Origin of the sequence: Rhizobium sp. NZLR11 (assembly GCF_019685115.1) — a bacterium.
Lineage (GTDB): Bacteria > Pseudomonadota > Alphaproteobacteria > Rhizobiales > Rhizobiaceae > Rhizobium.
In genome coordinates this window covers 208,499-231,725 of sequence record NZ_JABDWD010000007.1, presented here as the reverse complement: position 1 = coordinate 231,725, position 23,227 = coordinate 208,499, and the positions used below count along the sequence as shown (strand labels likewise).

Sequence of the window (23,227 nt, the reverse complement as noted above, 5' to 3'; positions counted from 1 at the left end):
CTCGTGAACAACGTTCATAAACCGGAGGAAGGAAATGTTCAAACTGATTTCGATTCTGTTGCGGGGCAGGGCGCATGATGCCGAACAGGCGTTTGCCGATCGCCACGCCGTGCCGCTGCTGTCCCAGCAGATCCGTGATGCCGCCCAACAGATCCAGTCGGCGCGCCGCAGCGTTGCCGTCGCCATCGCCCAGAACGAGCAGGAGAAGGCACAGCACGCAACGATCGTCGCCCGCATCGCCGACCTCGAGATCCGTGCCTGTGCGGCGCTCACCAAGGGCAATGACGGGCTGGCCCGCGAAGCGGCCGAGGCGATCGCTTTTCTCGAAGCCGAGCGTGATGCCTCGGAACAGGCGCAGGCCCAGTTCACCACATCAATCGACAAATTGAAGGCGATCGTCCGGGCCTCCGAGGCGCGGCTGCAGGCGCTGCAGCGCGGCGAGCGCCTGGCCCGGGCGACGCAGGAGGCGCAGAAGCTCGATGTCGTCGTCGCCGGTCCGGGCCTTGCGACGCTCGACGACGCCGAGGAGACGCTGGCCCGCCTGCGCATCCGCCAGAGCCAGAACGAGCTGACGGCGGCCGCGCTGAAGGAGATGGAAGGCTCGATCCGCCCGGCCGGTATCATCGAAAAGCTGGCCAATGCCGGCTGCGGCCCAGCCCTCCACTCCACAGCCGATGACGTGCTCGCCCGGCTGAAGAGCCGCATCACGCCGGCCGCCTGAAATCGCCTTCATCCAACCATCCAATCCATAGAACCTTGAGGGTTACGATCATGAACGACAGTTTCCAGAAACACTCTTCCAGCTGGGTCAGCTTCTCCTACATCTCCTTCGGCTCGGCCGCCTTCATGTTGGCGCTCGGCCTGTACATGATGCCGCTCGATCTCTGGGGCAAAGGTTATCTCGCCATGGGCATATTGATGCTGGTGCAGACCACGGTGAACATCACCAAGACGCTGCGCGACAATGCCGAATCCGAAAAGTTGATCCGCAAGGTCGAGGATGCCCGCACCGAAAAACTGCTCGTCAAATTCAATCGTAGCGACGAAGATTGACCTTCGTTAACCACAGCGCAGAGTTGTTTTCGCACTCAACCATTGCGTAACAACTCTGTGGCCTTCTCTGCCAGCCGATAGAGGAAAGCGCCCGTGCAAAACAAGCTGATGACATCCAGGAAATTCGCGCCGCTGTTCTGGACCCAGTTCCTGACCGCGTTCAACGACAATTTTCTGAAGAACACTTTGGTGTTCCTCATTCTTTTCAAGATGTCGGCGAGCGAGGGTGCCGCCCTGGTGACGCTTGCCGGCGTCATCCTCATCGTGCCCTTCCTGCTGCTCTCGGCGCTCGGCGGCGAACTGGCCGACAAACACGACAAGGCCAAAATCGCCGAACTGCTGAAACGCTGCGAGATCGGCATTGCCGCCTTGGCCGTCGTCGGCCTCGGCTTTTCCTCGATCTTTGTGCTGATGGCCGCACTCTTCGGCTTCGGCGTCATCTCGGCGCTGTTCGGGCCGATCAAATACGGCATCCTGCCCGATCACCTCGAACGCCGCGATCTTCCGAAGGCCAATGCCTGGATCGAGGGCGGCACCTTCATCGCCATCCTCGCCGGCACGATCATCGCCGCCCTCGCCTTCTCGAGCGGCGACAATGTCTTCCTGTTCGGCTCGATGATGATGGGGCTGTCGGTGCTCTGCTGGCTGGCCAGCCGGATGATCCCTCCCACCGGCTCCAAGGCGCCGGATCTTCAGATCGACCGCAATGTCATCCGCTCCAGCTACACGCTGGTGATGGAAATCCGCCAGGACAAACGCCTGTGGCGGTCGGCGCTGATGAACTGCTGGTTTTGGCTGGTCGGCGCCTTCGTGCTGTCGATCCTGCCGACTATGGTGACCGAGCTGCTCGGCGGCTCCGAGCTGGTCGTGCCCGCCTATCTCACCGTTTTCGCCATCGCCGTCGCCGTCGGCTCGGCCATTGCCGCCTGGATGTCATCAGGCCGCATCGTGCTGCTGCCGGCCCCTGTGGGAACGGCGCTGCTCGGCCTCTTCAGCCTCGATCTCGCCTGGAACCTCTGGGGCCTGGCTTCAGTCGCCCACGCAACGACGATTTCCGATTTCTTCGCCGGCCAGAATACCATCCGCGTTGCCATCGATCTCGCCGGCATGGCAATCTCGGGCGCCTTCATCGCCGTGCCCACCTTCGCCGCGCTGCAGACCTGGGCGCATGAGGACCGCCGCGCCCGCGTCATCGGCGCCGCCAATGTGCTGTCGGCTCTGTTCATCACCGTCGGCCTTGGCCTTGTCGCCGCCATCCAGGCGCTCGGCGCTTCCATTCCTCAGATCCTGATCGGGCTTGGGATCATCAACTTCGGCGTCGCCTGGCTGATGCTGAAGACGCTGCCGACCAATCCCTTCCGCGATTTCATCTCGATCCTGTTCCGCGCCTTCATGCGGCTTGAGGTCGAGGGGCTGGAGAATATCAAGAAGGCCGGCCGCGCGCCGATCATCGCCCTCAATCACGTCAGCCTGCTCGATGGCGCCCTGGCGCTCGCCATCACCGAGGAAGAGCCGACCTTCGCCGTCGATTACAAGATCGCCCAGGCCTGGTGGGTGCGCCCCTTCCTGAAAATGTGCAAATTCCTGCCGCTCGACCCGACCAAGCCGATGGCGACGCGTTCGCTGATCAAGGTGGTGCAGGACGGCAACCCGATCGGCATCTTCCCCGAGGGCCGGCTGACGGTGACCGGCACCTTGATGAAGGTCTATGATGGCGCCGCCATGGTCGCCGACAAGACCGGCTCGATGGTCGTGCCGGTCAGGATCGACGGGCTGGAGAAGAGTTATCTCTCCTATCTCGACAACGGCAAGATCCGCCGCCGGTTGTTTCCCAAGGTCAAGGTCACCATTCTCGAGCCGGTGAAGCTCGAAGTGCCGCCGGAGCTGAAGGGCCGCAAGCGCCGCACCGCGGCGGGGGCTGCCCTCTATCAGGTGATGTCGAACCTGATGTTCCAGACTGCCGACACCTCATCGACCGTTCTTGGCCGCGTCATCGAGGCCGGCCACGAATTCGGCATGAAAAAGCCAGCCGTCGAGGATCCGGTCACCGGCAGGCTGACCTATGGCAAGCTCCTGACCGGCGCTGCCGTGCTCGGCGCCAAATTCCGCGCCAAATTCCCGGAGACGAACCTCGGCGTCATGCTGCCGAATGCCAATGGCGCCGCCGCCACGCTGCTCGGCGTGATGAGCGCGGGCAAGGTGCCGGCGATGCTGAATTTTACTGCCGGTGCGGCCAATATTCTCTCCGCCTGCAAGGCCGCCGAGATCAAGCACGTGCTGACCTCGCGCGCCTTCGTCACCCAGGCCAAGCTCGGCGCGGTGATCGAAGAGATGGAAAAGCAGGTGACGATCGTCTGGCTCGATGATCTCAGGGCCGAGATCGGCCTGATGGACAAGATCCGCGGGCTTCTGCGCAAGGGGCGGCCGCTGGTGAAACGCCAGCCGGACGATCCGGCGGTGATCCTCTTCACCTCGGGCTCCGAGGGCACGCCGAAGGGCGTGGTGCTGACCCACCGGAACATCCTGTCGAACGCCGCCCAGGCCGCCGCCCGCATCGATTTCCACAGCGGCGACAAGGTGTTCAACATCCTGCCGGTGTTCCATTCCTTCGGGCTGACGGCCGGCACCGTGCTGCCGCTGATCTCCGGCGTGCCGGTCTATTTCTATCCGTCGCCGCTGCATTACCGCATCGTGCCGGAGCTGATCTATGTCTCCAACGCCACGATCATCTTCGGCACCGACACCTTCCTCAACGGTTATGCCCGGACGGCGCATCCGTATGATTTCCGCTCGATCCGCTATATCTTTTCCGGCGCCGAGCCGGTGAAGGCCTCGACCCGCCAGACCTATATGGAAAAATTCGGCCTGCGCATTCTCGAAGGTTACGGCGTCACCGAGACCGCGCCGGTGATTTCGATCAACACGCCGATGTACAACAAATCCGGCACCGTCGGCAAAATCCTGCCGGGCATGGAATGGAAGCTCGAACCGGTGCCCGGCATCGAAGAGGGCGGCAGGCTGCATGTGCGCGGCGCCAATGTCATGGCCGGTTATCTGCGTGCCGAAAAGCCCGGCGTGCTCGAGCCGCTGGTCGATGGCTGGCACGACACCGGCGACATCGTCACCATCGACGAGGACGGCTTCGTCAAGATCCGCGGCCGCGCCAAACGCTTCGCCAAGATCGCCGGCGAAATGATCTCGCTCGCCGCCGTCGAAACCCTCGCCGCCGAACTCTGGCCCGGCGCCCTGTCGGTGGTCTCCTCGCTGCCCGACGCCAAGAAGGGCGAGCGCCTGGTGCTGCTGACCGACGCCCCCAATGCCACCCGCACAGAATTCCTCGCCTTCGCCAAGTCGAAGGGCGCCATGGACATGATGGTCCCGGCCGAGGTCACCATCGGCAAGGTCCCGGTGCTGGGCTCCGGCAAGGTCGATTTCGTCGCGGCGCGCAAGCTGGCCGAGGGTGCGGTGCAGGCGGGGGAGGCGGCGTAGGCGGGGCTTGGCCGGCGTCAGGCGCCGAACAAATTCAAGCGAAATGCTTGCGGCATGGATACTCGGGTCAAGCCCGATACTCGGGTCAAGCCCGATACTCGGGTCAAGCCCGATACTCGGGTCAAGCCCGATACTCGGGTCAAGCCCGAGTATGACGGAGGGTGGGGCACGCGGGGCAAGAGGCGAGACGTCTGGAGGGAATTCCAGCAAAATGGGAATTGCGTAAACAACGACGGCACGACGGCAATTCTAACAAAACATCACGCGTTTGCGGCCCTTGCCCCATAGGCTCCACCACCCTCCGTCATACTCGGGCTTGACCCGAGTATCGGGCTTGACCCGAGGACCCATGCTGCAAGCGCTGCGTTGCGCTCACACTGACAATAGCGATCGCCGAACAAATTCAAGCGGAGTGCTTGCGGCGTGGATACTCGGGTCAAGCCCGAGTATGACGGAGAGCGGGGACAACGAGCGGCAAGAGGGGAGACGTCCGGAGGAATTCTAGTAAAATGCGCGAGCGGTTTTGCGCGGCAATCGCGTAAAATAATAGGCGGCAATTCCAATAGAACGCCGCACGCTTCGATATTTGTCGCGTAGGCTCCCCCACCCTCCGTCGTCCTCGGGCTTGACCCGAGGACCCATGGCCGCAAGCACCGCGTTCGCGTTACCACAGCGTAAGATAGAGGTCGCTCCACTCAGGATTCATCGCCTCGACCAGATCGATCTTCCATTGCCGGTACCAGCGTTTCAACGACTTCTCACGCTGGATCGCGCTGCCGATATCCCAATGTTCCTCGTACCAGACGAGGCGTGTGCACCCATATTTCCAGGCAAAGCCCTTCGTCAGCCCTTCGCGATGTTCATAGATGCGGCGCTCCAGATCGGATGTCACGCCGATATAGAGCGTGCCGTTTTTCTGGTTGGTGATGATGTAGACATATCCCGCCATGCCCGCAGAGTGCTTGGTTGTGGATACTGGGGTCAAGCCGGATCCTCGGGTCAGGCCCGATACTCGGGTCAAGCCCGATACTCGGGTCAAGCCCGAGTATGACGGAGAGCGGGGACAACGAGCGGCAAGAGGGGAGACGTCCGGAGGAATTCCAGTAAAATGCGCGAGCGGTTTTGCGCGGCAATCGCGTAAATGATAGGCGGCAATTCCAATAGACCGCCGCACACGTTGATATTTCTCGCATGCGTTCCCCCACCCTCCGTCGTCCTCGGGCTTGACCCGAGGACCCATGGCCGCAAGCACCGCGTTCATGTCACCAAACCGCCGCCCGCTCCGCCGTCTTCAGCCGCAAGCCGAGAACCAGCGGCACGGTGAGCGCGTAGACGATGACGACCGATAGCCAGATGGCGCCTGGCCATTCCTCCCGGGTGAGGAAATAGAGGCTGGAGAAGGCGAGCGGCGCGACGATCGAGGCGAGGCTGACGGCCGAGGCGAGCACGCCCTGGAACTGGCCCTGGCTGTTCTCGTCGACCTGCCGGGTGGCCAGCGACTGCAGCGCCGGCACGCCGATGCCGCCGAGCGCGAAGATCGGCATGATCGCGAAGATCATCCAGCCGCTTCCGGCAAAGGCCATGACGGTGAGCGCGATTGAGACGCCGGCGACACCCGTCAGGATCGCCGCGCGTTCGCCGAAAAGCTTGACGGCCGGTCCGGGCAGCAAGGCCTGGGCAAGCGTCTGGCAGATGCCGAAGGCGCCGAGGGAAAGGCCGATCGAAAGCCCGTTCCACTGGAAGGCATCCTGTCCCCACAGCGCCCAGCAGGTGCCGTAGGCCTCGCCGGTGGCGCTGAAGATGAAGAACAGGATGACGAGCGGCAGCAGGCTTTTGACCTCCAGCACCGAGCGCAGCGGTTTCAGCGGATTGAGCGAGGAAAGGTCGATTGTCTCGCGGCTGCCCGGGCGCGATTCCGGCAGGATGAACAGGGCGAGCAGCAGGTTTGCGCCATTGAGCACCGCCGCCGCAATGAACGGCAGCCGCAGCCAATGGTCGCCGAGCACGCCGCCGGCGACCGGGCCGATGATGAAGCCGAGGCCGAACATCGCGTTGAAAAGCCCGAAGCGGCGGGCGCGTTTCTCCTCCGGCGAAATGTCGGTGATATAGGCTGATGCCACCGAGATATTGGCGCTGGTCAGCCCGGCAATCGCCCGGCCGACGAACAGCAGTGCGAGATTGGGCGCAAAAGCCAGGAACAGGGAGTTGACGGCGGCACCGGCGAGCGAAATCAGCAGCACCGGCCGGCGGCCGAGCCGGTCGCTGAGGGCGCCGAGCACCGGCGCGAAGATGAACTGCATCACCGCATAGAGCGCGGTCATCGTGCCGATCATGGGCGCGACGTTTTCGGCATGGGTGATATCGCGCAGCAGCGACGGCAGGATCGGGAAAATCAGCCCGATGCCGACGGCATCGAGGACAATGGCGGTGAAGATGACGATAAGGGATCTGGTCATGGTGCGTTCCGGGTCGACGCGAGCCTGCAGCACCGCCGGAGCGGTTCCCGCCTTCATCAAGGCGAAAAACGGGTCCAGCCTTGGTCGCCGGGCAATACCTGGACAAACCAGTGGAATTGCTCGGGGACGCCGATGGCTCACGATGAAGTCTGACGCTGTGTCAGGCGTTTGGTTTCTGGGAAATGCTGGCCGAACCATGCGCTGGCGCATGGATGGCGTGTGCTCGACCGCCTGGACGACAATTCGTCCACCTGTTTACTCCGCCACTGAGCGGATCAAGGGAAGCAGCCGCTTTTCGCGACGGCCAATAGATACGCCGGACGGTTGAGTGCGGCAAGCCCCTTTTTGAGACGGGGTTTGGTCGCAGGTGTGCCGTTGGATCAACAAATCTGTCGACCTGCCCGCGCGCTGCTTGGCGGGCGCACCGATTTGAGGCGCACTTCTCTTTAGCCGTGATGTCGCAGAACGTGCTGTTCATTGAGCTCGGCAAGCGAGGTAATGCCGAGCAGCGCCATGTTCTGCTGAATTTCCGTCTGAAGGATCTCGATTGCGCGCTCGGCGCCCGCCTGTCCGGCAACTGCGGCCGCGTAAAGAAACGGTCTTCCAACGAATGTGAACTTCGCGCCCAACGCCAGCGCCTTGAGAATATCGGTTCCCCGCCTTATGCCGCCATCGATCATGATGGTCGCGGACTGTCCGGTCTTTTCGACGATTCCCGGCAGCGCTTGCAATGGCGACATTGCGCCATCCAGTTGCCGGCCGCCATGGTTCGAGACGATGATGCCGTTGGCGCCGGCCTCCACCGCCTTGACGGCATCGTCTTCGTGCAGAATGCCCTTGACGACCAGGTTCCCGCTCCATCTGCTGCGGATGCGCTGCAAGTGCGACCAGTTCAGATGATCCCGCTTGGCGAAGTCACGCATCACCTTGGAGGAGATGATCGGCGCACCCCGCTCGGCGTAGGAATTCTCGAAATGCGGCATGCCGTGGTTTGCGAGTGTGGGAAGAAATGTGCCGAGGCTCCAGCGCGGGTGTGACAGGCCTTCCCAGAGCAGCCGAAGACTGGGACGCAGCGGCGTCGAAAACCCCGCCCTGATGTTGTTCTCACGGTTTGCCAGCGTTGCGGTATCGACCGTCAGCAGGATGGTTTTAAAACCGGCAGCCGCAACACGGTCTACCAGGGCGTCAATTCGATCCGGCGCGCCAGGCAGATAGGCCTGGAACCAGGCATCGGGATTGACTTCTGCCACCTCCTCCATCCGGATCAGCGACGAGCCGCTCATGATCATCGGAATGCCTGCCTGCGCCGCTGCCGATGCCAGAACCAGGTCGCCGCGATAGGCCATCAAGGCGCTGATCCCCATCGGCGCGATGCCGAAAGGCCCCGCATATCTGGTTCCGAAGATCGATGTTTCGCTGCTGCGCGCCGAAACGTCGATGAGCACTCTCGGCTTGAAAGCGTATGTCTGAAACGCATCCCTGTTCATCCGCAGGGATGCGTTGGTCTCACTCGCGCCGGCAATGTAGCCGAACAGCGGGCGCGGCAGATGGCGCCGCGCTTTGGCCTCGAAATCGTCCAGCGCCAGGACGCCTCGCAACGGATGGCTCGCCGGCTTCGTTCGAGCGACTGTCATCACTTAGTCCAGTCCTCGCTCGCATCGAATGCCGCTTTGCGGCCCTTTCGGATCGCCGGCAGAATGAGTGTCAGCAACATCAAGGCGGAGCCTTGCGCAAAATGTAGCCGAGAGCACCGAAGAGCACAACCAGGGCCACATCCTTCGACGCCCACAGTGAACCGACGATCACCCGCAGGTCTTCGTTTTTTCAGCCAATACAAAACAGGCGGCACATCGGCCGCCTGTTTGCTCGTCTCTTAAGGTCGACCGTTACTTCTGTTCGGGCGCCAGGAACTCGGCGCAATAGGACGGGCCGTTGACGCCGGGAATGTCGGCGACGGTGCGGACGTCGCGGATCGTGTAGTCCGAGCTGGTGGTGATTTCGGTCTGGCAGCGCAGATAGGAGGTGCGGGCCGACGCGATCTGCTTGCCGCGCTTGCCGTCGGCGCCTTCGGCATATTTAGCCGGAATGCGCACGGTCTTGTAGCCGCCGCGCCAGGTATAGACGGTGGTCGACCCTTCCTCGCGGTCGCTGAGCGGCGGCCCGTAGGCGGCAAAGAAGATGCCGGCCGATTTGCCGACCCAGCGGGCCTCGATCGGATTGCCGGCGGAAGGTATGGTGGTGCATCCGGCAAGCCCAATTGCAAGCCCGGCCGCGGTGATGGTGCGGAGTTTCATCGTGTCGTCCCTGATCTCTAGCGCAGTGGCTGCGAATCCGCTCTTTACGCGCGCTTTCGCCTGTCCCGTCGAGCCCTTTAGCGCGGAACCCGGCAAAAGAAAATTGCCCCTGTGGCACTTCCCGACGATTTGCTCCGAGTGTGTCTTTTTGCAGCAGCGGCGCACCGCCCGCCCTGTCATCAACCCGTCAAAAAATCCACCGGCTTTTTGGAATTTGGTGCTTGTGCAACCAGATAGGCTGTTCTATAGAAGCGCCGCTGGTCACGGAGTGTAGCGCAGTCTGGTAGCGCACCACGTTCGGGACGTGGGGGTCGGAGGTTCGAATCCTCTCACTCCGACCAGATAGAACCCCCGCTCCGGCGGGGTTTTTCGTTTCTCGCTGATGTCTGCAAAAATCCCCAGCATGTTTGCTGCGATCTCAGCCGCCGACTGTGATCTCACCATCGGCAACACGTTTCACAAATATCTTCAAACCTTCATGCCTGAGTTTCTTCCAACTGCCGTCGGAAACCATTGATTTAGCCAGATCGGCAAACCCCGTGGTGAGGTAGGGAACCTGCGATGCCGGTCGTTTGCCGAGCGCTTGAATCAAGCAGTCAGTTCTTGGCGGGGACGAGAACGTGTTTCCGGAACGTTGCATGCCGATCTCCACATGATCTGAGCCGTCCGGAAATTTGATCGTCCCATAGCCGCACTTGGCCGCCGCATTCACTTCGGCCTTGGAGAGCTTGTCTTGCAGAAGAAATGACAGCTGGCTGAACGTGTTGTCAGCGTAGTCGAACTGACCCAGTATAATGAAGTCCAGCTCGTTCTGCCCCTTCTTGGCGCCTTTGATCTTGCCAAAGAAGTCGGAATTCACCTTGGTGTCTTTGCCGGTCGTCATGGCAAGCATTTCGCCCAGCTTGATATAGATCCTCGGCTTTGACGAAACGTTTTCGGAAGCCGCCGCGGCGTTGCCTGAAGGCAGACTTGCGGTCTCAGGCTTGGCATAGGCGTCAGCGAAGGCTTGCAGCGTCGTGAGGTTGAGCGCCTCGGGAAGCGAACCGCTCTTGAACTTGCGGCAAGAGAGCGCGGCTTGCCGTGTTGTCTTGTCAGGCTTGCCCTCAACATTCCCTGGCTTGCAACCCAAATGAGCCAGTTGCTGCTGCAACCTCTTGAGCAAGCCTGCTTGTTCGGCGGAATAGTCGCTGACACCGCGGGTCACACTGATATTGCGGACATCGATGCCGATACCATCGCGCTGCACCACGTCAAACTGGGACGTATGATTGTCATAGGTCTTCCAGTCATGACCCCAACCCATCATCACCGGGCCGAGAATGAAGTTGAATGATTTCGGGTCGCGGTGTGATTGCGGCTCGCACTCGTTCGATTCCCAGCAATTCGGAGCCTGGTTGGTTGCTTCGCCTTCGGCGGCGTAGATCACCTTGTTGTCGCAGCTTGCCGTAACCCATCCGCTCTCATCGCTTGCCCATCGGATTTTCAGCGAGAATGTCGCCCATTTGCCGAAATCTCCCGGTTTTTGGCACTGGTGGGCGAGAAAGTTCACGCCGTTGCGCGTGTCGGCTTTCAGCATGTAGATGAAATTGTGGACTGCCGGCCCTTCCCAGGAGGCGAAACGCAAATGGCTGTCCCGGCCATCGGGATAAAAGCCATTTGCGGAGTTGTTGTGCCAGCCTTCGTAGGCAAAAGTCGGATCGAGCCGGAAATCAAACGTGTATTCGACGCTTTCGCCAGCCTTCATGTCTCGCGTATAGCGAATCGTCGAGCGGACGTTGCCATTGCGACAATCATTTTCGCCGCGTCCATCTCCATAGTCGACATTGGAACATTGACGGTCGAATATCTGAAACCGGGTCACGCCGTCCTTGGCCTCCGGTCTGACAGATCCGTTGAACTTGTGGCGTTCAAAACCTTTGGGGAGCGGATCGGCGGTCGCGACTGCGTCGGTCAAAAAAACCGCAAGCGCGCCAACCGCCAGTCCAACTATATGATTTTTCAACATAGTTGTTTCTCCAAATTGGACTCCGAGCATATCACGATCTCGTTTGGAAGGTAGGGTTTAGATCGGTCCCTTGCCGCAGAAGGCCTTCACCAGCTCGCTCTTCTCTCCAGTTATAATTTTTCTGCAGGAAAATTATAACGACGCGATTGAACAGCAGCGCGCGGCATCGGCATTGCCCGAATCAGCTTTGATGCGCCGGTTTTCGAATCAACCGGAACGAGTCCCAAAGTGATTCGTTGAGTCGAGTTCCGTGTGAGATACTGCGCCATGAGCAAGCGACGAAGCTTCAAACCGGTGAAGATCACCATCAATGGCAAGGTGAGGACGGTCTATAATGTCGTCCAGGCCGGCAACACTTTGCTGAATGACTGGCCCGACCAGACGGCGGCGGCCAAGGTTGCTGAGCGGCTTGTGCTTGACGTCTTCAACGATGCCGCCGAGCCCGAGCAGGTGCGGCGGGCCTTCATCACTGCGGCCAAGGCGAGCGACATCAAGTACAGCTCGTGATCGGTGATATCGGGCAAAGTCCTGGCTCACTTCCATGAGACCTGTTCCTGATCGGTGCGATCCTGGTGCTTGAACTGCGTCTCCATCCAGGCGGCCGTGATGATCGCGGCGAGGAAGCCGAAGGTAAGGCAGGCGATGGCCTGCTTGCGCCGGGAGATGAAGGTTACCGGCGCCGGGGTGAGGGGCTTTTCCACGCATTCACGGCTCAAGCAGGAGCAGCCGGAAAACGCCTTGATGATGCAATCGGCAGGCATCTCCGTTCTCCTCAGGCGTAAAGCTGATCGTGATCGGTCATGCCCATGATCTCGCGGGCATAGCGGTAATGCTCCTCGACCGAGGCCGCAGCGCCGCGCAGCCAGGAGGGGCCGCGGATCGAATGTTCGGGAAGGCGCAGGAAGGCAAAGCCGAGGGCGCCCATGCGCTGCGCCTCGATCGCCATATAGGCGCTGCAGTCGTTCATCCCCCACGCGCCATTCCAGCGGGCGTCACGTTTGCTCTCCTCGGTCTCGATATTGCGGATGTGCTGCATCGCCTGTCCCCTCACGCGCCTCTGATCGGTTTGTGAGAAGAAGGTATATATCATACCCGATTGCGTCAATGGTATCAGGTATAAAAAATACCCTACAGATTGACGAGGTACGAATCATAGGCGTATGTCTGTCGCCAGTGATTGGGCGACCGGGTGCAACTCCCGAGCTGACGAAGCCCAGCGGCGCGGGAAGCGAAAGTCCTTAAGTGCGCTGTCAGAAAATCAGGACGAGGGCGAAGCGAATGGCCCCTCTGGCACGTGTCCCATCCCGGCTCCGGCCTTCAGGACTTGGCCAATGCTCTCCCGGCTTCATGGGCTTTGCTCATGGGGTAGGGGGAAGCTTTGGCCGGAACCCTCCCTCACCAGCCTTCAGGAGCTAAGACAGACAGAGATAGAAAACAAAGTTATCTTGGAGTCTGATGCTGCGAGAAAAACGGGAGGTGCAACGAGATCGAAAACGCCGACGCGGTGACCGCGGGCCTTGGGGTCACCGAATTTTGCGATCCGCGGGAGAGAGGCTGTCCTCGCAGCCATTCGTTCCATCCCGGCGGGCTGATGCGGACGGCGTCCGGAGCTTTTGCAGTTTTTGGTTTCAGAGGAGAGGATGTCTCTCACGATCCTGGTCGCCGGACTGGGAGGTCGGAGCGAGAGCCTACAGGCCGTACATCTCGCGCGCGGCGCTGAAGGCCAGGAGAAACACCGCTGATGTGACGATATAGAACCAAATTCGGCCGGCGCGCGAGGAAGGGCGGATCATCTTGGTTTCCTTGATGAATAGGGCTGATTTGCAGTATTGCTGCCGAGCATCGGTCCCTACATCTCGATGATCGACCGGCGGACGCGGCCGACGATGGTGACGGCGCCCTGGAATTCCGGCGGCGGCACGTCCTCATAAGACGCCGGCTGGAAGGGCGGGTCGTCGTTCGGGCGATAACGCTTGTAGGTAGCAGCACCGGTTTCGTCGGCGACGACATAGAGCGCGTTCGGCGCCAGGCGCTTGTCGCGAAGATTGACGAAGATGATCGAGCCCGGCGGCGAGATCTTATTCATCGAATTGCCTTCGACCTCGAGCGCGATCCATTCGCCATCGGGCAGATCGAGGGCGGCCACCGTCGGGAATTCCGAAAAGTCGGTGATCGGCGCCTGCTCGCTCAGCTGTCCGGCGCTGACCCAGGAGATCTTCGGCACGTCGGCGACGGAGACCGGCAGCTCATCCGGATCGAGCGCGTTGCCGGTTCCGAACTGCAGCCAGTTGAGATTGACCTTGAAGGCGCGGGCATATTTCTTCGCATCGGCAATGCCGAAGCCGTTGCGGCCGGACTCATGCGCCTTGTAGACATTCGCATTCCAGCCGAACCGATCGACGATCGCCTTCGGCCCGGCAAAGCCGGCGTTTTTCCTGGCCATGACCAGCCGCTTTGCGCGTTCTTCGCGTTCAAATTGTTCCTGATCTTTCAACATGATATGAAAAATACCCCAATTTAGGGTATATGTCATGCCCTATTGTGCTTGACATTCAGGGTATTAAATATACCCTAGCGCACATGACAAACAGCGAGACCATCAGCCCCTCCACCCTGGCGGCAATCGGCCTGATCCAGCGCGGAAGCCGCCGCTTCACCGGCTGCCCGATGTGCGGCAAGGCGCTGTCGATTGCCGAGGTGATCGAGCGCCACTGCGAAAATTGCGACCGGCAAACGAGCCCGAAAGAGATGCGGAAGATCACCGATCCCGATAGCCCCACCCCTCCCTGACGGCTGTCGGTGGCTGGCGTCGTCGCCTCCCTCGGCGACGCCGGCATCAATTCCCCGGGTAGTAGCCCGGCAGACGACCGGAGCCTTTGCTCCCCCAACAGAATTCGAAATCAAGCACCGGGGCAGCCCCCGCTTCGGCGGCAACGGTGCGCTGCGCTCGAAATGGACAACAAGGATCACTGGCATGAACGCGCTCGAGCTCTTCCGCACCGGCCGGGACTATATCGAAATCGCAGCCATCCTCGGCGTGTCGGTGCCTTCGGTCGAGACCGAGATCCACCGGCTTCGAAGCGCCGAGAAGGGCGACACCGCGGGGCTGGATCATGCCGGCGCTGAGATCCGCCGGTTTTCCCCGCGCCTCAAGCCGGGCACTTCAGTCAATTTTTTCGGCGGGCAACGGCGGATTTGAGGTCACGGCGGGGCCGTGGCTCGATCGGCGAGAGAAAGGAAACGGTATGGCGAAGGACGCAATGAGCAAGGACATCATGGACATCCTCAGCCCGGTGCTGGGGGAGGAGCTGGCGGCAGCCGTCATCGAGCATCGCAAGCGCACGCTGAGGAAGCCGCTGACGGCCTATGCCGCCCGGATGCAGGCCAGGGAATATCTGCTGACCGGCGATCCGGCCGGCGCCGCCGAGATGCAGATCTTCCGCGGCTGGCAGGCGATCAAATGCGACTGGTACCTCAAGGAGAAGGCGAGGGAAGCCGGGTCGATCAACAGCAGCACGAGAAGGACGACAGTCGATGCCGCAAGAGATTTCCTCTCCGGTGAAGATCATAGCGGGGATGCTTTCGGGCTTCCCGGCATCCGCCGGCACTGATCCCGATATGCAGATCCGCGCCTATCTCGTCGCCATCGACGGCATTTCGGCCGAGGCGGTCTGGCGCGCCGCCAGAGGCTTCATCTCCGGGAAGGTGAGGGATCATAACCGCGCCTTTGCCCCGAGCAGCGCCAGTTTTGCCGAGGAGTGCCGAAATCAGCAGGCGGCGATGGCAGCCCAAAGCCGCCCGCGCATCGAACGGGAAGCCGAGGCACCGAAGCCGAAGGTCGCCGCCTACAAGATGCAGCTGCTGCGCGATGCCGCCAATGGCAGCTGCAGCGCCAAGCGCGAGCTGGCGAAAATGTTTCCCGACAACCCGATCATCGCAAGAGCCGCGCGCGACGCGCAGGAGGCAGCAGGGTGAGAGACCTATTCTGGACGGAAGACAGGATCGTCAAGGCCGCGCAGCTTTGGCAGGAAGGGCGCTCGGCAAGAGCGATCGCCGAGCTGTTCGGCTCGAAGAAGAACACCGTCATCAACATGGCGCACCGCAACCGCGACAGGTTCCCCGCCAGGCAGGACGCCAGGCAGGACACAAGGCAGAAGCCGCCGGAGGCCGATGCCGCGCCGGCCGCGCCGATCCGCCATCCCGACCGCGTCCGGCGGGTGACGTTTTCCGGCGCCGAAGTGACGATGCCGCGCGTGCCGTTCATCGATGGGCCGGCGCCATGAGCAAGATCACCCCACGCGAGACCGAAATCATCGGCTGGATGGCGGCCGGAAAGACCGCCGCCGAGATCGGCACCATTCTCGGCATCTCCCACATCACGGTGAATACCCACATCGCCAACGCCAAGGCGAGACTCGGCATCTTCAAGGATACCGCCCTGGTCGCCGCCGCACTGCGCAACGGCATCATTCGATAGGAAGGACAATCAGCATGGGTGGCAAAGCAGCCAAGGCTAGGACACAACGGGCAAACAAGGGCGCCGGCCGGCCGCGCAAGGAGAATGTCGAGCGTTTTCCCTGCGGCAAGATCAAGCCTTTCGAGACCGAGAAGGACAATATCAGCGTCGCCATATCAGCCCGCCGCCGCATCCACGGCTTCGGCCGGACGGTCGATGACGAGACGGTCAAGAGCCCGTTTGCCGGTTATACCCTCGGCCGCATGTTCCTCGACGGCTTGATCAGCGCCGAGCAGCGCCAGGCCGGCGACGACTATGCCGAGGCCATGGCCCGCTACCACAAGACCACCGGCATCCCGGCCCCGAGCCCGCGCGCCCAATCGCTCTTCACTGTCAAAGGCCACGAAGGCGAAGTGACCGAAAGCCTCGCCGACCGCGCCCGCAAAGCCAGCAACCGCATGATGGCCCTGCAGGGCATCCTGCTGCGCTGCCAGGACGGCCCGCAGGTGAGGAGCACGGTCTATAACGTCACGGTGATGGACTACGAACACCTGCGCCAGATGCCGCCGCAGCAGCTGCTGTGGCTGCGGCGAGGGTTGATCGCGTTGCGCGGGGCGAGGGGTGGGTGATGGAGGGGGTGAGGCTTGTGGTTGAGCGTCGGATTGGCGGCATGACGATGACTGCGGACCGAAGCAAAATTGGCCCCTTCCTCCGTCCGCCGTCGCTGAGTTTGCCAGAGAGTTTACCCCACCTCCGTCCTCCTCGGGCTTGACGCGAGGATCCACGCCGGCCTCCATCAGCTGCGGCCATGGATCCCAGGCTCAAGGCCTGGGATGACGGAGGTTGGGGGCGCGTTTTCGACAAACGCCGTGGCGATCAAGCGCAACATTTGCGAGTGAGGTCAATCTTCCTCGCTCGGCCAGAACGGCCGCTTTAGCTCTTTGTGTTTATGCATGTCGTTATCCCGGAACCGCTGCACACTTCCGGGCGACATGCATTAGCACCAAACATGATGACGGGGCGGGCGACACTGCTATGAGAACCCGTGCCATTTGCCTATAGCGCGCCTCCTCTGGACGAACTTGCGGTATTTCTCGGGTGCTAGCACGTGCCTCTGCCTGTGGCGGATTTGGTTGCAAAACCAGCAGGCAGCCACCACGTTCCCAACGTTATCTTTGCCGCCGCATGATTGCGGCACCAAGTGCTCAGCTGTGCACCGGCGGATTGAAGCTGCAGTGCTATTGATCATCTTGCAATCACAATACCAGCAGCAACCGGCCTGACGGACGGACGCTTCGTTTCTCAATTTCTGTAACTGTTTTGACACGTAAACTCCTGAGATCTTTTCGTTGATCCAGAAGTTGCTTAGCTCGAAGAGCCCACCCGCACTCGGCCGCTGATAGCGTGCAACGGACTGAGTTATACCCTCAACCCTGATGTGTGCGCTCTTAATTTAGTTGAAGCCGAGGAACTTGGCAATATCGTTGCTGACCAGGCCGAGAACCTCTTTCAGAACAGACGATCGACAAATTGCTCTGTCTCCCAGGTCTTCAGAAAATCCGCTTCCCGCGCGATCCAGCCGACGGTCTCGCTTCCCCATTCCTGTGCCCGGCTGGCATATTCGCCCATCAGCCAGAAGTGGCGGACGATCACGAAGCGAAGGGCTGCCTCAAAATCGTCCGGCGTGATCGGCCGGACGGCGCGATAGCCGTCGATGAAGGCGTTCCACATGGCGGTCGAGCTCCGGCCGAAGGAGACTTGCGCCCACAAAAAGACTGAGAGGTCGTAGGCGAGGTACCCCGGGCCGCCGTCGTCGAAGTCGAAAAATACCGCTTCGCCAGCGTCGTTGATCCGCGAGTTGAAGCCGTGACAATCGCCATGACAATAGGTCCAGGTCAGATCTCCGAAGGCTTCGATCGCCTTTGCGGTCCGCGCCGCGATCTGTTCGAGATCGCTACGGACGTCGGCGTCTTCGACAATGCCGCTGTCGCGTATTCGCGCGAGCGGCCGAAACAGCAGGTGTTCGAGGTCAAGCCGATAGAGTGCTCCGTCCGGAGAAAATGTCTCGGCTGCATTGTGCATCAGAGCAAGGGTTTTGCCGTTGGCGGCGGCATCGCCGGCATCCGCCGCCTGCGGCTTGCGGCCCTCGATCTCCCGGAAGAGCACCCCCTCGCGCGCACCCTCCGGCGCATATCCCTGCAGGGACAGGGCGCCATCGCGTGTCGGGATCGGTGCTGCGACCGGAACGGCCGATTGCGTGAGATGTGTGAGGAAAGCCGTTTCGGTTCTGACGTCGGCCGGACCCCGCGCCCGCTGATGGGAAAGTCGGAAGACATAACGCTCGCCGTTGCTCCCAACGACAAGATAAACATCGTTCAGGCCGCGTTGCAGCATTCGGCAAGAGACCGGCCCGGCAAGCGAATAGTGCTGATCGATGAACTGTTTGACAGCCTCAACCCGCGGGGTCGAATACAGCGGATCAAAGTCGAGCATCGGCGCTGCTCCCGCGTTTTGCAGACAACTGAGAGGGGATGCTCGGGTGCGTGAGGTCGCGTGAGGGCTGCGGGATCTCGCTGCGTTTTGACGCTTCTGTCGCCGGTTTGCCCATTCCGTTCCACTTTCGAATCGAACTTTTCCGCTGATCGCTCTGGAACAACCAGATAGCATAAGACGCGAAAGCCTGTCGCTGACCGCGAGCTTGGCAAGGCAACTGGCAATTGTGGCTGCTGCCGGCCCAAGGCGGTCCGGTTGGCGCGGCGTGGCTCGACCCGTCCTTCGAACTCCCGAAAAATGGGGAGAGGGGACGTGCAGGGTAGAGCGGGCGGGGAACGGAGAGGGGCAAGGCTTATGATTACGGACTGGCGGCGTAAGCGCGGACGCCTTTGCATGACCCAAGCAAAATCCGCCGCTTCCTCTGTCCGCCATTCGCTGTGTTTTCCCGAGAGCCCACCCCACCCTCCGTCCTCCTCGGGCTCGACCCGAGGATCCACGCTGGCCTCCATCGGCTGCGGCATGGATCCCAGGCTCAAGGCCTGGGATGACGGAGGTTGGGGGCCTGTTTTCGACAAACGCGTTGCCGATCTGGCCGAACAACTGCGCTGAATTCTGCCGCAGCGATTGTTGTGGCGGGGGAGGTGATTGATGGCGTTGGGTCCACGTCCTGTTGACGCCGTGGCTCCGCGCCTGGTCTTTGTTTTAACCGCCGGCGCGAACCGGACAGCCGAGGCGTCCTGCTATCTCCGCCGCATCTGCGTCACAGCCAGCCATACCGCCGAGACCAGGAAATAGAAGGCGCCGAGGCCGGCGTAGCCGGCGATGTTGGCGATGGATGGTGGTTCCGGCATTTGCGCCTGGGCGATGAAGAAGGCGCCGGCCACCGCCGACTGGCCGCCGCTGAGGATCATCGACCATTGGCCGCCGTTGGTCTTCCAGCGGCGAACGGCTGTTCCGAGCTGCAGCAGACCGGAAAAGATCGCCCACAGGCCGAAGACGGCGAGGACTGAGTTCATGCTCATGGTCAGCGCGGCGATCACGGCGGCCGTTGTCACTGCGCTGACGGCGACGTTGATCGCCTGGCTGCGGTTATTTGCCAGGCCGCCATGTCGAGCAGCATCGACGAAATTGGCGGCGGCATCCCAGGCCGGGTAGAGGATCAGCAGCGCTGCCGCCACCGAGAAGGACTGGCGGCCGGCAGTCAGGGCGGCTGCGACCCAGAGGAGAGAAAACGCTGCGCGGGTGAAATAATACCGCGTCAGCCATTGTTCCCTGTCGCCAGCGGCGACGGTGGTTTGATCGTAGGTCATCATGAGTTCTTTCCTGAGTTTGGGATTGTTGGTCGCCAATCGACCCGGGGCGGCCGGGCCGACCGGCGACGGCGTGGCTCACATCGGCGGAACCACGCCATTCCTGCCGACAAGCACCTGATGGGCGATGGTGCCGGCGGCGGCCTTCTCGGCGGGCACGAAGACGACGGCGCCGGCAACAAGATCATCCTTGGTTGCCGGAGCGATGGTGACGACCGGCGTGCCGTCCGGAATGGAAATCTTCTTTTCCTTGCCGTGATAAGAGACGGTGACCGTCCGGCCGTCGACGCCCTTGACGGCGTCGGCGACGGTGGCATTGGTCATGCTGCTGTCCGGCTTGAGATCCCAGCCGTAGCTGCCTTCACCGGCGCCTTTCATGGCCGGCGGGAAGATCAGCACTTCGAGCGCGCCGTCACCGCCGCCCTCTTTCGGCAGGGAGGCGATGCCGACGAAGTCGCCCGGCTTGATGTCGCTGACCTCGGCCTTGGCGACGCCCGCAAGTTTAAAGTCGTCGGCGAGGGTGACATCGACGCTCGCCCCTTCGCGCGTCTTCACCGTGAGGGTCGAGCCGCTGTAATTGACGATGCTGCCTCTGACGTGAATCTGCTCGGCCTTCTGGTCCTCAGCGAAGACAGGCATGGCCGATAGAGCCACCGACGAGATCGCCGAGAGGCTGAGCATAAGGGCGGGGAGAAAGTTCGTTTTCATCTCGTTCTTCCTACTAGTTGGTAGTTTTGTAGGCCGGAATTGTCACTCCGGGCGGCCATTCCGCCCGGAACCTTATCGAGCGACGGTCGGAGACAGCCGCTGCAGGGTCGGGGCCAGAATGGTGGGAAACACCTCCGGCGTCCCGTAAGCCCGTGCGGAAAGCATGGCGCCATGGACGGATGCCATGAACACTTCGGCCTCGACGCGGGGTTCGCTGGACAGGCTCAAAGCCCCGGTCTTGGCGCCGCGTTCCATGACCGAAGTCAGCCAGGCGGAGAGAAAGCGGAAAAACCCCTTGACCTCCTCGGCGACCTCTGGCGGCAACGCCGGCAGTTCGCTGGCCAGCAGCGCGCAGACGCAAAACGGCCGGCTGGCATCGTCGATGCACTTGGCCCAATGGCCCGCATAGGTTTTGAGGAGCTCGAGCGGGTCCTGCACGTTCCGCTCCAGAGCCGCTACGCCCATCTCGGCATCGTCCCGATATCGCCGGATAAGCGTGCGGACCAGATCGGTCTTGCTGGGAAAATGGTGATGGATGCTGGCCTTGCGGATGCCGACGACCGTGGCAATATCGGCATAGCTGAAGCCGTTATAGCCGCCGGTGGTAATCAGCGCCCGCGCCGAGGCAAGGATCTCATCGGATGTCGTGAGAAGATTGATCATGGGTTGCTTCTACCTTCTAGTAGGTAGGCCGTCAAGCGGAAAACGACAGTTGTGGTTCCCTCCGGTTCGCGATGCCGGAGATCTCGCCGCCCTATGTCCGGACCGAGTTGACCGGCGCTGCCCAGGCGGCCGACCCGCGCGCCATGCCGCTGAGCGCTTATATCGCGGAAGTCATGGCGATGCTCGAACACGGCAACCACCCTCGCGGCGAGCTGGTGCTTGGAAGCGACCAGGCGCGCCGCTGGGCCGAACGCGATTGCACCAATGACAGCATTTTTGCCGCCATGAACCCTCTCTGGAGAGGCCATCGGCGTCGGGTGCGCTCCGAGTGCGCGCCGAGTGCGCTTGCCGCGTTCCTTCCTGTCACCCATCGGTCGAGAGGGTGACAGGCTTCCACGCCTCGATCTCTTGGCTAAGGCGGGCGATCCTGCCCGTCACATGCTTCAGCGCATCGCTGCCGAGCAGAAGCTGCGGCGGTGGCATGTCGGATTCCACCAGCGCCAGGACGGCGGCGGCCAGCTTGGCGGGATCGCCGAGCTGCTTGCCGCTGACCGCCTGGCGCGCCTGGCGGATCGGATCGAACAGCGCATCGTAATCGGCAATCGACCGCTCCGTGCGCACCATCGATCGCCCGGCCCAGTCGGTTCGGAACGAGCCGGGGCAGAGCGTCGTCACATGCACGTTGAACGACGCCATTTCCGCGCGCATCACCTCCGATATGCCTTGAAGCGCAAACTTGCTGCCGCAGTAATAGCCGATGCCGGGCATGGTGATCATCCCGCCCATCGAGGTGACGTTGACGATGAACCCGTTGCGTCGCGCGCGAAACCTCGGAAGAAACGCCTTGGCTACCGCGACGGCGCCGAAGACATTCACCTCGAACTGACGCCGCATCTCTTCGATCGGCGACTCCTCGAGCACGCCCTCATGGCCGTAGCCGGCATTGTTGATCAGCACGTCCACCGGGCCATGCTCGTCCTCCGCCTGGCCGACCACGTCAGCGACACGGTCGAACTCGGTGACATCGCAGAGGACCGGCCGTAGGGCAGGCAGTGCCTTGGCGAGCGCTGCGCGTGAGGCGTCCGAGCGAACGGTGCCAATCACCGTATGGCCGGCCTCGACCGCCGCCGTCGCAATGGCCAGCCCGAAGCCGGAATTGGCGCCGGTGATGAAGAAGGTCTTTTTCGACATGATCTGCAAACACTCCTTGATTGGGGGTGTTTGACAAATAATATGAGGCGATCAGTGCATCGATGGCGGATTGTCTGAATACGTTGCCAAATCCTATCAACGATCGAAACCCATCCAGGCGGCTGGAGATGGTCGAGCTGGCCGCAACGCTCGCGCCCCGCCACGGCTATAATCCGACGGCGCTTGGCTCCGTGCGCATATTGCGGACAGAAGCGGTGCTCGACGACGTGCCCGTGCTCTATAAGCCAGGCGCGGTGTTCGTCCTGCAGGGCAGCAAGCAGGGCATCCTCGAAGGGGAAGTCTTCACTTACGATGAAGACCACTATCTGGCGGTTTCGCTGCCCGTTCCCTTCCGGATGAAGTCGACCGCCAGTGCCGAGCGGCCATTGCTGGCCGTCTATGTCGAGTTCGATATGCAGATGGCGGCCGAGATCGCCCTGCAGATGGAAAAACACGCCGAACTTAGAAGCGACGAACCGAGAAGTCTGGTGTCGAGCCGGATGGCCGGCGATGTCGAGGATGTCCTGCTGCGCCTCTTAATGGCGCTTCGCGGCACCGCCGACATTGCCGTGCTCGGCGCCGGCCTGCTGCGTGAACTGCACTACCGGGTGCTGGTCGGGCCGCAAGGCGGCGCGATGATCGCGGCCCTTCAGCAGAAAGGCAGATCCGGAAAAATCATCCGGAGCCTGGCCTGGTTGCGGGAAAACTTTGGCCGCGAGATTGCGGTTTCCGATCTGGCCAGGGAGGTGGGCATGAGCATTCCTTCCTACCATGTCCACTTCAAGGATCTGACCGGCAGCAGCCCGATGCAATATGTGAAAGCGATCCGGCTGCACGAAGCACGGTTGATGATCGCCCGCCAGACGAGCACGATCGCCGAGGTCGCAGCCTCGGTCGGCTACGCCAGCCCGGCGCAATTCAGCCGCGACTTCAAACGCCATTTCGGCCGCACCGCATCGGAAGAGACAAAGTGGGTCCAACGCCACCTGGGCGAGGTGGGGTGAGGAATGCGGGGATGGGGCAGGAGTGGGCCGCACAGAGTATCGAAGTGCATGGCTGTGTTATGACGCACCTCCGCACGGCCCATCATACTTACGATCGGCGGAGCC

27 protein-coding genes and 1 tRNA gene are annotated in these 23,227 nt (G+C 61.7%); 14 read left to right on the top strand and 14 right to left on the bottom strand.

Translation table 11 applies throughout. The annotated features are described in order from the left end of the window. The first annotated feature begins 34 nt into the window (after positions 1 to 34). The 3 genes from HJB83_RS14915 to HJB83_RS14905 all read left to right on the top strand — a co-directional run bounded on the left by HJB83_RS14915 (position 35) and on the right by HJB83_RS14905 (position 4,542). On the top strand, positions 35 to 721 hold the full coding sequence (locus HJB83_RS14915) for a PspA/IM30 family protein (RefSeq protein ID WP_221132218.1): 687 nt from the start codon (positions 35 to 37) through the stop codon (positions 719 to 721). 50 nt (positions 722 to 771) lie between these two features. Beyond that, positions 772 to 1,053: a YiaA/YiaB family inner membrane protein gene (locus tag HJB83_RS14910; RefSeq protein ID WP_003588051.1), complete on the top strand. Its 282-nt coding sequence runs from the start codon at positions 772 to 774 to the stop codon at positions 1,051 to 1,053. A gap of 93 nt (positions 1,054 to 1,146) precedes the next feature. Continuing rightward, a complete protein-coding gene (locus HJB83_RS14905) occupies positions 1,147 to 4,542 on the top strand; it encodes an acyl-[ACP]--phospholipid O-acyltransferase (protein ID WP_221132216.1) in 3,396 nt (1,131 codons plus the stop codon). Positions 4,543 to 5,206: 664 nt separating this feature from the next. Here HJB83_RS14905 and HJB83_RS14900 read toward each other — a convergent pair. From HJB83_RS14900 to HJB83_RS14885, 4 genes are all read right to left on the bottom strand, one after another. Continuing rightward, complete coding sequence (locus tag HJB83_RS14900; protein ID WP_221132260.1) at positions 5,207 to 5,491, bottom strand: GIY-YIG nuclease family protein; 285 nt, start codon at positions 5,489 to 5,491, stop codon at positions 5,207 to 5,209. A gap of 313 nt (positions 5,492 to 5,804) precedes the next feature. Continuing rightward, entirely contained in the window at positions 5,805 to 6,998 is a 1,194-nt protein-coding gene (locus HJB83_RS14895) for a TCR/Tet family MFS transporter (RefSeq protein ID WP_221132215.1), read from the bottom strand. Between the two features lie 446 nt (positions 6,999 to 7,444). Continuing rightward, positions 7,445 to 8,632, bottom strand: coding sequence for an alpha-hydroxy acid oxidase (locus HJB83_RS14890; RefSeq protein WP_207583284.1), 1,188 nt, complete (start codon positions 8,630 to 8,632; stop codon positions 7,445 to 7,447). 252 nt (positions 8,633 to 8,884) lie between these two features. Further along, positions 8,885 to 9,292, bottom strand: a complete 408-nt coding sequence (locus HJB83_RS14885; protein WP_221116950.1) for a hypothetical protein — start codon at positions 9,290 to 9,292, stop codon at positions 8,885 to 8,887. Between the two features lie 264 nt (positions 9,293 to 9,556). On the opposite strand from HJB83_RS14885, the gene HJB83_RS14880 reads away from it, so the two are divergent. Then, positions 9,557 to 9,633, top strand: a tRNA-Pro gene (locus tag HJB83_RS14880). Between the two features lie 77 nt (positions 9,634 to 9,710). On the opposite strand, the gene HJB83_RS14875 is transcribed toward HJB83_RS14880, so the two are convergent. Further along, the gene (locus HJB83_RS14875; RefSeq protein ID WP_221132213.1) at positions 9,711 to 11,297 is read right to left on the bottom strand and encodes a hypothetical protein; all 1,587 of its coding nucleotides are present in this window, start codon (positions 11,295 to 11,297) and stop codon (positions 9,711 to 9,713) included. Between the two features lie 267 nt (positions 11,298 to 11,564). Here HJB83_RS14875 and HJB83_RS14870 point away from each other — a divergent pair, with 267 nt between their 5' ends. Further along, positions 11,565 to 11,804 (top strand): DUF982 domain-containing protein, encoded by a 240-nt coding sequence (locus tag HJB83_RS14870; protein ID WP_207583287.1) that lies wholly within the window; start codon positions 11,565 to 11,567, stop codon positions 11,802 to 11,804. 26 nt (positions 11,805 to 11,830) lie between these two features. Here the strand turns inward: HJB83_RS14870 and HJB83_RS14865 are convergent, their stop codons facing one another. From HJB83_RS14865 to HJB83_RS14855, 3 genes are all read right to left on the bottom strand, one after another. After that, a complete protein-coding gene (locus HJB83_RS14865) occupies positions 11,831 to 12,058 on the bottom strand; it encodes a hypothetical protein (RefSeq protein ID WP_221132212.1) in 228 nt (75 codons plus the stop codon). A gap of 11 nt (positions 12,059 to 12,069) precedes the next feature. Next, positions 12,070 to 12,333, bottom strand: coding sequence for a hypothetical protein (locus tag HJB83_RS14860; protein WP_221132211.1), 264 nt, complete (start codon positions 12,331 to 12,333; stop codon positions 12,070 to 12,072). Between the two features lie 813 nt (positions 12,334 to 13,146). Then, a complete protein-coding gene (locus HJB83_RS14855; protein WP_017993243.1) occupies positions 13,147 to 13,794 on the bottom strand; it encodes a S24 family peptidase in 648 nt (215 codons plus the stop codon). Positions 13,795 to 13,877: 83 nt separating this feature from the next. Here HJB83_RS14855 and HJB83_RS14850 point away from each other — a divergent pair, with 83 nt between their 5' ends. From HJB83_RS14850 to HJB83_RS14820, 7 genes are all read left to right on the top strand, one after another. Then, entirely contained in the window at positions 13,878 to 14,087 is a 210-nt protein-coding gene (locus HJB83_RS14850) for a hypothetical protein (protein ID WP_259671337.1), read from the top strand. Positions 14,088 to 14,271: 184 nt separating this feature from the next. Beyond that, on the top strand, positions 14,272 to 14,496 hold the full coding sequence (locus HJB83_RS14845) for a sigma-70 family RNA polymerase sigma factor (RefSeq protein WP_207583290.1): 225 nt from the start codon (positions 14,272 to 14,274) through the stop codon (positions 14,494 to 14,496). Positions 14,497 to 14,542: 46 nt separating this feature from the next. Further along, entirely contained in the window at positions 14,543 to 14,908 is a 366-nt protein-coding gene (locus HJB83_RS14840) for a hypothetical protein (RefSeq protein ID WP_207583291.1), read from the top strand. Then, on the top strand, positions 14,874 to 15,272 hold the full coding sequence (locus HJB83_RS14835) for a hypothetical protein (RefSeq protein WP_207584270.1): 399 nt from the start codon (positions 14,874 to 14,876) through the stop codon (positions 15,270 to 15,272). Before HJB83_RS14840 ends, HJB83_RS14835 begins: the two co-directional genes overlap by 35 nt. Next, entirely contained in the window at positions 15,269 to 15,580 is a 312-nt protein-coding gene (locus tag HJB83_RS14830; RefSeq protein WP_207583292.1) for a GcrA family cell cycle regulator, read from the top strand. Before HJB83_RS14835 ends, HJB83_RS14830 begins: the two co-directional genes overlap by 4 nt. Beyond that, positions 15,577 to 15,774, top strand: coding sequence for a response regulator transcription factor (locus HJB83_RS14825; protein ID WP_207583293.1), 198 nt, complete (start codon positions 15,577 to 15,579; stop codon positions 15,772 to 15,774). The genes HJB83_RS14830 and HJB83_RS14825 overlap by 4 nt, the downstream gene beginning before the upstream one ends. A 14-nt stretch (positions 15,775 to 15,788) precedes the next feature. Next, positions 15,789 to 16,382 (top strand): hypothetical protein, encoded by a 594-nt coding sequence (locus HJB83_RS14820; protein WP_207583294.1) that lies wholly within the window; start codon positions 15,789 to 15,791, stop codon positions 16,380 to 16,382. Positions 16,383 to 16,786: 404 nt separating this feature from the next. Here the strand turns inward: HJB83_RS14820 and HJB83_RS34720 are convergent, their stop codons facing one another. The 5 genes from HJB83_RS34720 to HJB83_RS14795 form a co-directional block, all read right to left on the bottom strand. Beyond that, positions 16,787 to 17,080: an HNH endonuclease gene (locus HJB83_RS34720; protein ID WP_207583295.1), complete on the bottom strand. Its 294-nt coding sequence runs from the start codon at positions 17,078 to 17,080 to the stop codon at positions 16,787 to 16,789. A gap of 182 nt (positions 17,081 to 17,262) precedes the next feature. Continuing rightward, on the bottom strand, positions 17,263 to 18,246 hold the full coding sequence (locus tag HJB83_RS14810) for a phosphotransferase enzyme family protein (protein WP_207583296.1): 984 nt from the start codon (positions 18,244 to 18,246) through the stop codon (positions 17,263 to 17,265). Positions 18,247 to 18,986: 740 nt separating this feature from the next. Then, positions 18,987 to 19,559 carry a DUF308 domain-containing protein gene (locus tag HJB83_RS14805; RefSeq protein WP_207583297.1) on the bottom strand — a complete coding sequence of 191 codons (573 nt, stop codon included), beginning with the start codon at positions 19,557 to 19,559 and terminating at the stop codon, positions 18,987 to 18,989. 75 nt (positions 19,560 to 19,634) lie between these two features. Next, complete coding sequence (locus HJB83_RS14800) at positions 19,635 to 20,264, bottom strand: hypothetical protein (protein ID WP_221132209.1); 630 nt, start codon at positions 20,262 to 20,264, stop codon at positions 19,635 to 19,637. A gap of 72 nt (positions 20,265 to 20,336) precedes the next feature. Beyond that, entirely contained in the window at positions 20,337 to 20,927 is a 591-nt protein-coding gene (locus HJB83_RS14795) for a TetR/AcrR family transcriptional regulator (RefSeq protein WP_221116960.1), read from the bottom strand. A 71-nt stretch (positions 20,928 to 20,998) separates the two neighbouring features. On the opposite strand from HJB83_RS14795, the gene HJB83_RS14790 reads away from it, so the two are divergent. After that, positions 20,999 to 21,313 carry a hypothetical protein gene (locus tag HJB83_RS14790; RefSeq protein ID WP_221132208.1) on the top strand — a complete coding sequence of 105 codons (315 nt, stop codon included), beginning with the start codon at positions 20,999 to 21,001 and terminating at the stop codon, positions 21,311 to 21,313. On the opposite strand, the gene HJB83_RS14785 is transcribed toward HJB83_RS14790, so the two are convergent. Beyond that, on the bottom strand, positions 21,291 to 22,118 hold the full coding sequence (locus HJB83_RS14785) for an oxidoreductase (RefSeq protein WP_221132207.1): 828 nt from the start codon (positions 22,116 to 22,118) through the stop codon (positions 21,291 to 21,293). The two genes, HJB83_RS14790 and HJB83_RS14785, sit on opposite strands and share 23 nt — an antisense overlap. A 62-nt stretch (positions 22,119 to 22,180) precedes the next feature. Between HJB83_RS14785 and HJB83_RS14780 the strand changes: the two genes are divergently transcribed. Further along, complete coding sequence (locus HJB83_RS14780) at positions 22,181 to 23,122, top strand: AraC family transcriptional regulator (RefSeq protein ID WP_221132206.1); 942 nt, start codon at positions 22,181 to 22,183, stop codon at positions 23,120 to 23,122. The last annotated feature ends 105 nt before the right edge of the window (positions 23,123 to 23,227 follow it).

Excerpts from the sequence above, each read along its gene's own strand:
- HJB83_RS14845 (WP_207583290.1), top strand. The coding sequence starts at position 14,272 with ATGAACGCGCTCGAGCTCTTCCGCACCGGCCGGGACTATATCGAAATC.
- HJB83_RS14820 (WP_207583294.1), top strand. The coding sequence starts at position 15,789 with ATGGGTGGCAAAGCAGCCAAGGCTAGGACACAACGGGCAAACAAGGGC.
- HJB83_RS14840 (WP_207583291.1), top strand. The coding sequence starts at position 14,543 with ATGGCGAAGGACGCAATGAGCAAGGACATCATGGACATCCTCAGCCCG.
- HJB83_RS14855 (WP_017993243.1), bottom strand. The coding sequence starts at position 13,794 with ATGTTGAAAGATCAGGAACAATTTGAACGCGAAGAACGCGCAAAGCGG.
- HJB83_RS14885 (WP_221116950.1), bottom strand. The coding sequence starts at position 9,292 with ATGAAACTCCGCACCATCACCGCGGCCGGGCTTGCAATTGGGCTTGCC.
- HJB83_RS14850 (WP_259671337.1), top strand. The coding sequence starts at position 13,878 with ATGACAAACAGCGAGACCATCAGCCCCTCCACCCTGGCGGCAATCGGC.
- HJB83_RS14835 (WP_207584270.1), top strand. The coding sequence starts at position 14,874 with ATGCTTTCGGGCTTCCCGGCATCCGCCGGCACTGATCCCGATATGCAG.
- HJB83_RS14785 (WP_221132207.1), bottom strand. The coding sequence starts at position 22,118 with ATGTCGAAAAAGACCTTCTTCATCACCGGCGCCAATTCCGGCTTCGGG.
- HJB83_RS14825 (WP_207583293.1), top strand. The coding sequence starts at position 15,577 with ATGAGCAAGATCACCCCACGCGAGACCGAAATCATCGGCTGGATGGCG.
- HJB83_RS14810 (WP_207583296.1), bottom strand. The coding sequence starts at position 18,246 with ATGCTCGACTTTGATCCGCTGTATTCGACCCCGCGGGTTGAGGCTGTC.
- HJB83_RS14795 (WP_221116960.1), bottom strand. The coding sequence starts at position 20,927 with ATGATCAATCTTCTCACGACATCCGATGAGATCCTTGCCTCGGCGCGG.
- HJB83_RS14900 (WP_221132260.1), bottom strand. The coding sequence starts at position 5,491 with ATGGCGGGATATGTCTACATCATCACCAACCAGAAAAACGGCACGCTC.
- HJB83_RS14780 (WP_221132206.1), top strand. The coding sequence starts at position 22,181 with ATGGCGGATTGTCTGAATACGTTGCCAAATCCTATCAACGATCGAAAC.
- HJB83_RS14805 (WP_207583297.1), bottom strand. The coding sequence starts at position 19,559 with ATGATGACCTACGATCAAACCACCGTCGCCGCTGGCGACAGGGAACAA.
- HJB83_RS14790 (WP_221132208.1), top strand. The coding sequence starts at position 20,999 with ATGCCGGAGATCTCGCCGCCCTATGTCCGGACCGAGTTGACCGGCGCT.
- HJB83_RS14875 (WP_221132213.1), bottom strand. The coding sequence starts at position 11,297 with ATGTTGAAAAATCATATAGTTGGACTGGCGGTTGGCGCGCTTGCGGTT.
- HJB83_RS14800 (WP_221132209.1), bottom strand. The coding sequence starts at position 20,264 with ATGAAAACGAACTTTCTCCCCGCCCTTATGCTCAGCCTCTCGGCGATC.
- HJB83_RS14890 (WP_207583284.1), bottom strand. The coding sequence starts at position 8,632 with ATGACAGTCGCTCGAACGAAGCCGGCGAGCCATCCGTTGCGAGGCGTC.
- HJB83_RS14895 (WP_221132215.1), bottom strand. The coding sequence starts at position 6,998 with ATGACCAGATCCCTTATCGTCATCTTCACCGCCATTGTCCTCGATGCC.
- HJB83_RS14860 (WP_221132211.1), bottom strand. The coding sequence starts at position 12,333 with ATGCAGCACATCCGCAATATCGAGACCGAGGAGAGCAAACGTGACGCC.
- HJB83_RS14910 (WP_003588051.1), top strand. The coding sequence starts at position 772 with ATGAACGACAGTTTCCAGAAACACTCTTCCAGCTGGGTCAGCTTCTCC.
- HJB83_RS14915 (WP_221132218.1), top strand. The coding sequence starts at position 35 with ATGTTCAAACTGATTTCGATTCTGTTGCGGGGCAGGGCGCATGATGCC.
- HJB83_RS14865 (WP_221132212.1), bottom strand. The coding sequence starts at position 12,058 with ATGCCTGCCGATTGCATCATCAAGGCGTTTTCCGGCTGCTCCTGCTTG.
- HJB83_RS14870 (WP_207583287.1), top strand. The coding sequence starts at position 11,565 with ATGAGCAAGCGACGAAGCTTCAAACCGGTGAAGATCACCATCAATGGC.